Origin of the sequence: Saccharopolyspora sp. NPDC050389 (genome assembly GCF_040655595.1) — a bacterium.
In the GTDB taxonomy this organism is placed as follows: domain Bacteria; phylum Actinomycetota; class Actinomycetes; order Mycobacteriales; family Pseudonocardiaceae; genus Saccharopolyspora.
Genome location: NZ_JBFAKG010000067.1, coordinates 42934 through 51572, shown reverse-complemented (window position 1 = coordinate 51572; position 8639 = coordinate 42934). Strand labels below are relative to the sequence as shown.

At 70.8% G+C, this 8639-nt stretch carries 8 protein-coding genes; 7 read left to right on the top strand and 1 reads right to left on the bottom strand.

From position 1 onward, the window contains the following. Positions 1–155 precede the first annotated feature (155 nt). The 5 genes from AB0I53_RS34100 to AB0I53_RS34080 all read left to right on the top strand — a co-directional run bounded on the left by AB0I53_RS34100 (position 156) and on the right by AB0I53_RS34080 (position 5850). Complete coding sequence (locus AB0I53_RS34100) at positions 156–1691, top strand: AMP-binding protein (protein WP_358612451.1); 1536 nt, start codon at positions 156–158, stop codon at positions 1689–1691. Positions 1692–1804: 113 nt separating this feature from the next. After that, positions 1805–2941 (top strand): acetyl-CoA C-acyltransferase, encoded by a 1137-nt coding sequence (locus tag AB0I53_RS34095; protein ID WP_358612449.1) that lies wholly within the window; start codon positions 1805–1807, stop codon positions 2939–2941. Positions 2942–3127: 186 nt separating this feature from the next. Then, entirely contained in the window at positions 3128–4273 is a 1146-nt protein-coding gene (locus AB0I53_RS34090; RefSeq protein WP_358612447.1) for an acyl-CoA dehydrogenase family protein, read from the top strand. Positions 4274–4331: 58 nt separating this feature from the next. Then, entirely contained in the window at positions 4332–4892 is a 561-nt protein-coding gene (locus AB0I53_RS34085; RefSeq protein WP_358612445.1) for a GNAT family N-acetyltransferase, read from the top strand. Positions 4893–4977: 85 nt separating this feature from the next. Next, the gene (locus AB0I53_RS34080; RefSeq protein WP_358612443.1) at positions 4978–5850 is read left to right on the top strand and encodes a LysR family transcriptional regulator; all 873 of its coding nucleotides are present in this window, start codon (positions 4978–4980) and stop codon (positions 5848–5850) included. A 76-nt stretch (positions 5851–5926) separates the two neighbouring features. Here AB0I53_RS34080 and AB0I53_RS34075 read toward each other — a convergent pair whose 3' ends face one another. After that, on the bottom strand, positions 5927–6811 hold the full coding sequence (locus tag AB0I53_RS34075; protein WP_358612442.1) for a LysR family transcriptional regulator: 885 nt from the start codon (positions 6809–6811) through the stop codon (positions 5927–5929). A 322-nt stretch (positions 6812–7133) separates the two neighbouring features. Here AB0I53_RS34075 and AB0I53_RS34070 point away from each other — a divergent pair, with 322 nt between their 5' ends. Beyond that, positions 7134–7898: a crotonase/enoyl-CoA hydratase family protein gene (locus tag AB0I53_RS34070; RefSeq protein WP_358612440.1), complete on the top strand. Its 765-nt coding sequence runs from the start codon at positions 7134–7136 to the stop codon at positions 7896–7898. Beyond that, positions 7895–8554, top strand: coding sequence for a PaaI family thioesterase (locus AB0I53_RS34065; RefSeq protein WP_358612438.1), 660 nt, complete (start codon positions 7895–7897; stop codon positions 8552–8554). Before AB0I53_RS34070 ends, AB0I53_RS34065 begins: the two co-directional genes overlap by 4 nt. Positions 8555–8639: the final 85 nt, after the last annotated feature.

Here is an 8639-nt window from a genome sequence, read left to right as displayed (position 1 = left end):
CAGCGGATCCGAGCCGAGGGACATGGCGTGGACGGCGCCCTCGCTGTGGCCGACCACGCCGATGGCGTCTTGGGGTGCTATCGCGACCCAAAACACTCACGGCCCCGTGATCAGCGAAAACGGGCGATAATCCGCCAAATTTCAAGGAGGTAGGCATGTCCCTCGCGGTCGGCGAGCTGGGAGTGTTCAACATCGCGCGGACCGATCCGGGCCGTTCAGCCGTGATCGACGTGACCGGGCGCGAGGTGAGCTTCGCGGAGCTCGCCGAGCGCGCGAACCAGCTCTCGCACGCGCTGCGCGCGATGGGACTGCGGCCCGGCGACTGCGTCGGCGCACTGGTCCACAATGGACTGCAGTATTTCGAGCTGCGGCTGGCGACCTGGCAGTCCGGGCTGTACTTCACGCCGATCAACCACCACCTGGCGGCGGCGGAGATCGGCTACATCGCGGAGAACAGCGAGGCCAAGCTGGTCGTGGTGGACGCCTCGCTGGCCGAGCTGTGCGGCCCGGCGATGGACGCCGCCGGAGTGCCGGCGGAGCTGCGGTTCGCCGTCGGCGGTTCGCCGGGCTGGCGGGACTACGAGGAGCTGTTCGACGGGCGGCCGCGGACCGCTCCAGACGAGCGGACCGCCGGCGAGGTCATGCTCTACACCTCCGGCACCACCGGGCGCCCGAAGGGCGTGCGGCGTCCGCTGACCGGCCGTCCGCCGTCCGTCTCGCAGTACCACCTCGATTTCATGGGACGGCTCGACATCGAGCCCGGCGCGGGCGTGCACCTCGTGCTCTCGCCGCTCTACCACGCCGCGCCCGGCACTTTCGCGTTCACCGGGCTGAACTTCGGGCACACCGTGGTGCTCAGCGAACGGGCGAAGCCGGAACAGGTCCTGCAACTCATCGACGAGCACCGGGTGACGGCGACGTTCACGGTGCCGACGGTGCTGCACCGGCTGCTGCGGCTGCCCGCGGAGGTGCGCGACCGCTACGAAACGTCGAGCCTGCGCAGCGTCGTCCACGCCGGGGCGCCGTGCCCGGTCGACGTCAAGACCCGCTGCATCGAATGGCTGGGCCCGGTGCTGACCGAGTTCTACGGCGCCACCGAGGGATCCGCCACGGCGGTGCGGTCGGCGGAATGGCTGAGCAAGCCGGGTACCGTCGGTTTCCCGTTGCCCGGCGCCGAGATCCACGTCCTGGACGAGCAGGACGAGCCGCTGCCCGCCGGGGAGATCGGCACCGTGTACTTCCGCAGCGGGATCTCCGGCATCGAGTACTTCAAGGACCCGGAGAAGACCGCCACCGCCCGCCACGGCGACCTCATCACCGTCGGCGACGTCGGCTACGTCGACGCCGACGGCTGGCTGTTCCTGTGCGACCGGCGCACCGACCTGATCCTCTCCGGCGGCGTCAACATCTATCCGGCCGAGGTCGAGGCGGCGCTGCTCGCGCATCCCGAGGTGGCCGACGTGGCCGTGATCGGGATCCCCGACGAGGAATGGGGCCAGTCGGTGCTGGCCATCGTGCAGCCGGCGCCGGAGGCGGCCGACGGCCTGGCCGAGCGGCTTGCGGCGCACTGCCGCGAGCGGCTGGCCGGGTTCAAGGTGCCGCGCCGCATCGACCTCAGCCCGCAGCTGCCCCGTACCGACACCGGCAAGCTGCTGCGCCGCGAGCTCCGTGCCCCGTACTGGGGTGCATAGGCGCGGCCTATCCGAACGTTCCACGCCCGATCTTTGCGTCCGCCCGGCTCTGGTGGTTCATTCGGAACCAGGGAACCGGCCGGGTGCGCCCGCTTGCCAGACAGGAGAAACGCATGAGGGACGCTGTCATCGTCGAGGCCGTTCGCACGCCGGTGGGCAAGCGCAATGGCGCGCTCGCCGGGATCCACCCGGCCGACCTGTCCGCGCACGTGCTGCGCGCGCTGGTGGAGCGCGCCGGGATCGAGCCCGGCGACGTGGACGACGTGGTGTGGGGTTGCGTCAGCCAGGCCGGCGAGCAGGCCGGCAACATCGCGCGCACCGCGGTGCTGGCCGCGGGATGGCCCGAGTCGGTGCCCGCGACGTCGGTCGACCGGCAGTGCGGATCGAGCCAGCAGGCGGTGCACGCCGCGGCCGCGGGCGTCATCGCCGGGTACTACGACATCGCCGTCGCCGGCGGCGTCGAGTCGATGAGCCGGGTGCCGATGGGCTTCGCGCGGCAGGGCGTGGAGAAGCCGATGGCGCAGTCGGTGCTCGACCGCTACGGCGTCAAGGGCTTCAACCAGGGCATCGGCGCCGAGATGGTCGCCGAGAAGTGGGGCTTCTCCCGGCAACAGCTCGACGAGTTCTCGCTGTCCTCGCACGCCAAGGCGGCAGCGGCCGTCGACGCCGGCGCGCTGGACGGCCAGCTGGCGAAGCTGCCGGGCGTGCTGGAGTCCGACGAGGGCATCCGCCGCGGCGGAACCGTGGAGACGCTGGGCAAGCTGAAGACCGTGTTCCGCGAGGACGGCGTCATCCACGCCGGGAACTCCTCGCAGATCTCCGACGGCACCGGCGCGCTGCTGATCACCACCAGCGAGATCGCCAAGGAGCGCGGACTGAAGCCGATCGCGCGGGTGCACACCGCGGTGCTGGCCGGCGACGACCCGGTGATGATGCTGTCCGCCCCGTGGCCGGCGACCCACAAGGCCCTGCGCAAGGCCGGGCTGGGCATCGACGACATCGGCGCCTTCGAGGTCAACGAGGCGTTCGCCCCGGTGCCGCTGGCGTGGCTCGCCGAGACCGGCGCGGACGCGGCCCGGCTCAACCCGCTGGGCGGCGCGATCGCCGTCGGCCACCCGCTGGGCGGCTCCGGCGCGGTCCTGATGACCCGCCTCGTCCACCACATGCGGGACAACGGAATCCGCTACGGCCTGCAGACCATGTGCGAAGGCGGCGGCATGGCCAACGCCACCATCCTGGAACTGCTCTGACGACGAGATCCGACGAGGCTGCCGCTCGTGAGTGCTCATGCCGGTAAGAACCGGAACCTTCACTCACGAGCGTTCGCTGCCGCTCGTGAGTGGTCGTTCCGGTAAGAACCGGAACCACCACTCACGACCCAACATGAGCCGTGTCCGAATTTCCTTCGGACACAAGAAGATTCTGGAGGAGGGCGGATGCGCAGCACCGCTTACAACGCGGAACACGAGGCGTTCCGCGAGGTCGTCCGGGAATTCCTGGCCAAGGAGGTCGTGCCGTACTTCGCCGACTGGGAGAAGGCCGGGCTGGTGCCCAGGGACCTGTTCAACAAGGCCGGCGAGATCGGCATGCTCGGCCTGCAGGTGCCGGAGGAATACGGCGGCGGGGGCACGAGCAGCTTCAAGTTCAACGCGGTCATCACCGAGGAGACCGCCCGCGCCGGGGTTTCGCTGGGCGGGTTCTCGGTGCACGCCAACGTGGTCGTGCCGTACTTCATCTCCATCTGCGACGAGGAGCAGAAGAAGCGCTGGCTGCCCGGGCTGGCGAATGGCGAGCTGATGAGCGCCATCGCGATGACCGAGCCGGGCACCGGATCGGACCTGGCGGGCATGGCGACCACCGCCACCCGCGAGGGCGAGTACTACATGCTCAACGGCGCCAAGACGTTCATCACCGGCGGGCACAACGCCGACCTGGTGATCGTGGTGGCCCGCACCGGGCACGGCGAGAACCGCCGGGACGGGCTGTCGCTGCTGGTCGTCGAGCGGGACATGGCCGGGTTCAGCCGCGGCCGCAACCTCGACAAGCTCGGGCTGAAGGCACAGGACACCGCGGAGCTGTTCTTCGACGACGTGCGGGTGCCGGCGGCGAACCTGCTCGGCGAGGAAGGCCGGGCGTTCGAGTACCTGAGCGCGAACCTGCCGCAGGAGCGGCTGGGCATCGCGGTGGCCGGGCAGGCCGCGGCAGAGGCGGCGCTGCGCACCACCCTGGCGTACGTGCGGGAGCGCAAGGTCTTCGGCAAGCCGGTGGCCAGCTTCCAGAACAGCAAGTTCGAGCTAGCCGGGTGCGAGGTGGAGATCGAGGCCGGGCGGGCGATGCTGGAGCGCGCGCTGGACGAGCACGACGTCGGCGAGCTCAGCGCGGCGGACGCGGCGAAGGTCAAGGTGTACTGCACGGAACTGCAGTCCAGGGTGATCGACCGCTGCCTGCAGCTGCACGGCGGCTACGGCTACATGCTGGAGTACCCGATCGCCCGGATGTACGCGGACGCGCGGGTGACCCGCATCTTCGGCGGCACCACCGAGGTGATGAAGACGATCATCGCCAAGTCGCTGGGGCTGTGAAGCCGGGCGCCGATCAATTCGCTGGACGCCGGACGGCTCGCTTCGGGATCATCCGGCGGTGACGGATCGAACCGATCGGCGCAAGCCGCTTCCCACCGGCCAGCAGCGCGTGCGTTTCGTCGAGCTCGCGGGCAGGTCGATGTCGGCGTTGCTGGCCGGGGACCTGCCCGCAGCCGGCGTCGCGCTGTCCGAGTACTTCGTGACGGACCGGGCGCGGTGGCTCTGGCGGATGCGGCTCGACCAGATGGCGGCGGATCCGGCCCAGGCGCGCTGGATGGTGCGATTCGCGGTGGTCGGGGCGGACGGCTCGGTCGTCGGGCACTGCGGGTTCCACGGGCCGCCGGATGCGGCGGGCATGGTGGAGATCGGCTATTCGGTGGCGCCGGAGTTCCGGCGCCGGGGATACGCGCGAGCCATGCTGGTCGAGCTGCTGCGCCGGGCGGCCGCCGATCCGGCGGTCGAGACGGTGCGGGCGACGATCGGCCCGGACAACGCGGCTTCGCTGGCGACGATCGCCGGATTCGGCTTCGCCGAGGTCGGCGAGCAGTGGGACGACGAGGACGGCCTGGAGATCATCTTCGAGGTGCCCGCCGACCCGAGCGTGTTCGCGGCCGACTGAGCAGGCGAAACAGGGTCGGTGTCGAGCTGTAGTGGTCCGGGACACACCTCGGTGTTCACGTCGCATTAACAATTAAGCTGCCCGGGTGGAACTGCACCAGGTGGAGTACTTCCTGGCGGTCGTCGATCACAAGGGCATCAATGCCGCGGCGAGCGCCCTGCAACTGGCGCAACCCACCGTCTCGCAGGCGATCCGCGGGCTGGAGCGCGAACTCGGGGTGGACCTGTTCCACCGCATCGGTCGCGGCATGGTGCTGACCTCGGCGGGGCAGGCGTTCGTCGGGCCGGCGCGGCAGATCCTGCGTGACGTCGTGGCCGCCGAGGCGACCATGGTCGACGCCGCTGGGCTGCCGCGCGGCCGGCTCGACATCCACGTGGCCGCCCCGCTGGCGGTGCACCCGGTCGCGCAGCTGGTCGGCCGGTTCCGGAAGCGCTATCCGAACGTCTCGCTGCGGTTGGCCGACCTCCGCGACGAGGAAGGCGTGGTGGCGCTGATCCGCGAGGGCCACTGCGAGATCGTGTTCACCAACCTCCCGGTCCACTCCTCGGATCTGCAGGTGGAGGAGCTCGGCGAGCACGAGTACTGGCTGGTGTTCCCGCCCGGCACCGCGGTGCCGGAGCGCGATCCGCTGCCGCTGACCGAACTGCCGGACCTGCCGCTGGTGATCGTGCCCAAGAGCACTGGCCGCACTGCCATCGAGAAGGCCCTCAGCGCGGCGCGGAAGCGCACCCGGCCATCGGCGATCGTGCAGCACCGCGAGTCCATGCTGCCGTTCGTGCTGGCGGGTGTCGGCGGCACGATCCTGGCGCGGCCGCTGGCGGAGCAGGCCGCGGCGCGCGGCGCGCTGGTGCGCGCGATCGACCCACCGATCAGCCTCCCGTACGGGGTGCTCTACGACCCGGCGGTGCTGTCGCCGGCCGGGCGGGCGCTCCTCCGGATGGCCCGAACCCCGCGCTGATCGCACGGCATCGGATCGGCGTTTCGGCAGGCCATGACCCGTGCGCGTTTTGTGCTGCTATAGCGACACAAAACACTCACGGTTGCTGACCAGCGGAAACGTCGATCCCCGCGATTTCCAGGAACGCCTCGGCCGCCGGGGACAGCGGTCCCGGGCGGTGCACGAATCCGACGCTGCGCCAGGTCTCCGGCGCGGTGGAGCGCAGCACCACGCCTTCGAGTTCCGTTTCGGCGAGGTGGCGCGGGAGGAACGTGGCACCGGCGCCGTGCGTCACCAGGTCCCACACCGCTTGCCGGTTCGCGCATTCCACCGCCACCGCCTGCACCGCCGGATCCAGGACGTCGTCGACGATGGTGCGGGTGGTGCTGTCGGTGAACTCCAGGACCAGCGGGATGCCGGCGACCGCCTCCAGCGGCACCGGGTCGGGCAGCCGGTCGGCGAGCTCCGGCGGCAGCACCAGCACGACCTCCTGGGTGCACAGCTCGCGGGACCGCAGCGACGAGTTCTGCGGCGGCAGCTTGGTGAGGCCGAGCTCGGCGTTGCCGCGCCGCACCTCGTCGACGACGCGGGCGGATCCGCCGGGGTCGATGACGTTGAGCAGGACTCCGGGATAGCGCCGCTGGAACTCGCCGGCCAGCTCCGGCAGCGGGTGCGCGGCCAGCGTCGCCAGGGCCGCGATGTCCAGCTGCCCGCTGCCCATCGCGCGCACGTCGTGCACGGCGCTGCGCGCCCGGTCGACGTCCCGGAGGATGCGGCGGGCCGGTTCGACGAACGCCTCTCCGTCGGGGCTGAGCACCAGCTGGCGGCCGGTGCGGTGGAACAGCTGAACCCCGAGCTGTCGCTCCAGGCTCCGGATCGCCTGCGACAACGACGGCTGCGCGATGTAGAGGGCCTGCGCAGCCTTGGTGACGCTGCCGTGGTCGATGACCGCCACGAAGTACTCGACCAACCGCAGATCCATCACCGCAGGATAGGCGGTTCTCGGGTCGTTCTGCGTCGCGGCGCGGGTGGCGGAACCTCAGAAGCCTTCTCGGTCCGGGATCCCCGACTTGTGTATGACCAATGCGCGGCGCTGGGGCTGTCCTCCGAGAAAGACTCCTGAGAACCCGCGGCGGTGCGGGTTGCGTGCGTGGTGAAAAAGACGTGCGGACGGGGTGCTATTGGTCGTGGCTATGGGTCTGTGCGGCGCTGGATCTGCGTCAGACCGGACGGTCGGTCTGGACTGCCGGTGGCGGGCGGGTAAAACTGGAAGCCGCTCATTGCCTGCAACCGGAGGAGACAGCGTGGGTGACAGCGTCCTGACCGAGATCGCCGATGGCGTCGCCGTGATCACGATCGACCGGCCCGAAGCTCGCAACGCGGTGAACCGCACCGTGGCCGAGGGGCTGGCCGCCGCGATCGACGAGCTCGAAGAGCGGTCGGACGCGGTGATCGGCATCCTCACCGGCGCCGGCGGCACCTTCTGCGCGGGCATGGACCTCAAGGCCTTCACCCGCGGCGAGCGGCCGTCGATCCCCGGCCGCGGCTTCGGCGGGGTCACCGAACGCCCGCCGTCGAAGCCGCTGATCGCCGCCGTCGAGGGCTGGGCCCTGGCCGGCGGCTGCGAGCTGGCGCTGGCCTGCGACCTGATCGTCGCCTCCCGCGAGGCGAAGTTCGGCCTGCCCGAGGTCAAGCGCGGCCTGGTCGCGGCCGCGGGCGGCCTGCTGCGGCTGCCGAAGACGCTGCCGTACCAGCTGGCCATGCAGGTCGCGCTGACCGGCGACCCGCTGACCGCCGAGGTCGCCCACGCGCACGGCCTGGTCAACGAGCTCACCGAGCCCGGCGGCGCGCTGGCCGGGGCGAAGGCGCTGGCCGCCCGGGTGGCCGCCAACGGGCCACTGGCCGTCCGCGCCACCAAGCAGATCGTGGCCGGGGCGGTCCGCTGGACCGACGCGGAGGCCTTCGCCAACCAGGCCGAGATCACCGCGCCGGTGTTCAAATCCGCGGATGCCCAGGAAGGCGCGCTTGCATTCGCCGAGAAGCGCGCGCCGGTTTGGCGAGGTGAGTGAGCGCCTTGTCGCACGACGCCGAATCCGACCTGCGCGAGCGCCGTCGAGCGGTGCGCGAGCTCGGTGCCGCCCTGCGCGAGCTGACCGACGCCGCGGTGTCGACGGAGGTCGACACCGAGACGCTGGTCGAGGCCGCGGAGCAGATCCGCGCTCTGGTGCCCGCTCTGGCCGCAGCGCGCCGGGACCGCGGCCAACTAGCCACTGTGGACGATGGAAGGCGGCCCCGGCGGATGTACAGCCCGGCGGCCGGGCCGGGCAATCCGATCGCGCCGCCGATGCGGGTGGAGATCGTCGACGGCATCGCGATCGGCACCTGCGAACTCGGCCTGGCCTACGAGGGCCCGCCCAGCTACGTGCACGGTGGCATCAGCGCGATGCTGCTGGACCAGATCCTCGGGCACGCGCACGCCGCGAACGGCAAGCCCGGCATGACCGTGAAGCTGGCGCTGCGCTACCGGCGGCCGGTGCCGCTGAAGGCGCCGCTGCGCATCGTCGGCCGCGTGGTCCAGCTCGACGGGCGGTGGACGCATTCGGTCGCCACGATCAGCACCGCCGACGATCCCGACACCGTGCTGGTGGAAGCCGAAGGCACCTTCGTGGTGCCCAACGCCGAGCAGAACAAGCGTCTGTTCGGGGAGCTGGAGCGCATCGTGTGACCGTCGCGAATTGGTTAGATTCAAGGAGAAGTCGGTTTTCTTGCCCGGTTCGATCAAAACTGGAGAGATCGAGTAGGCTGCCAGG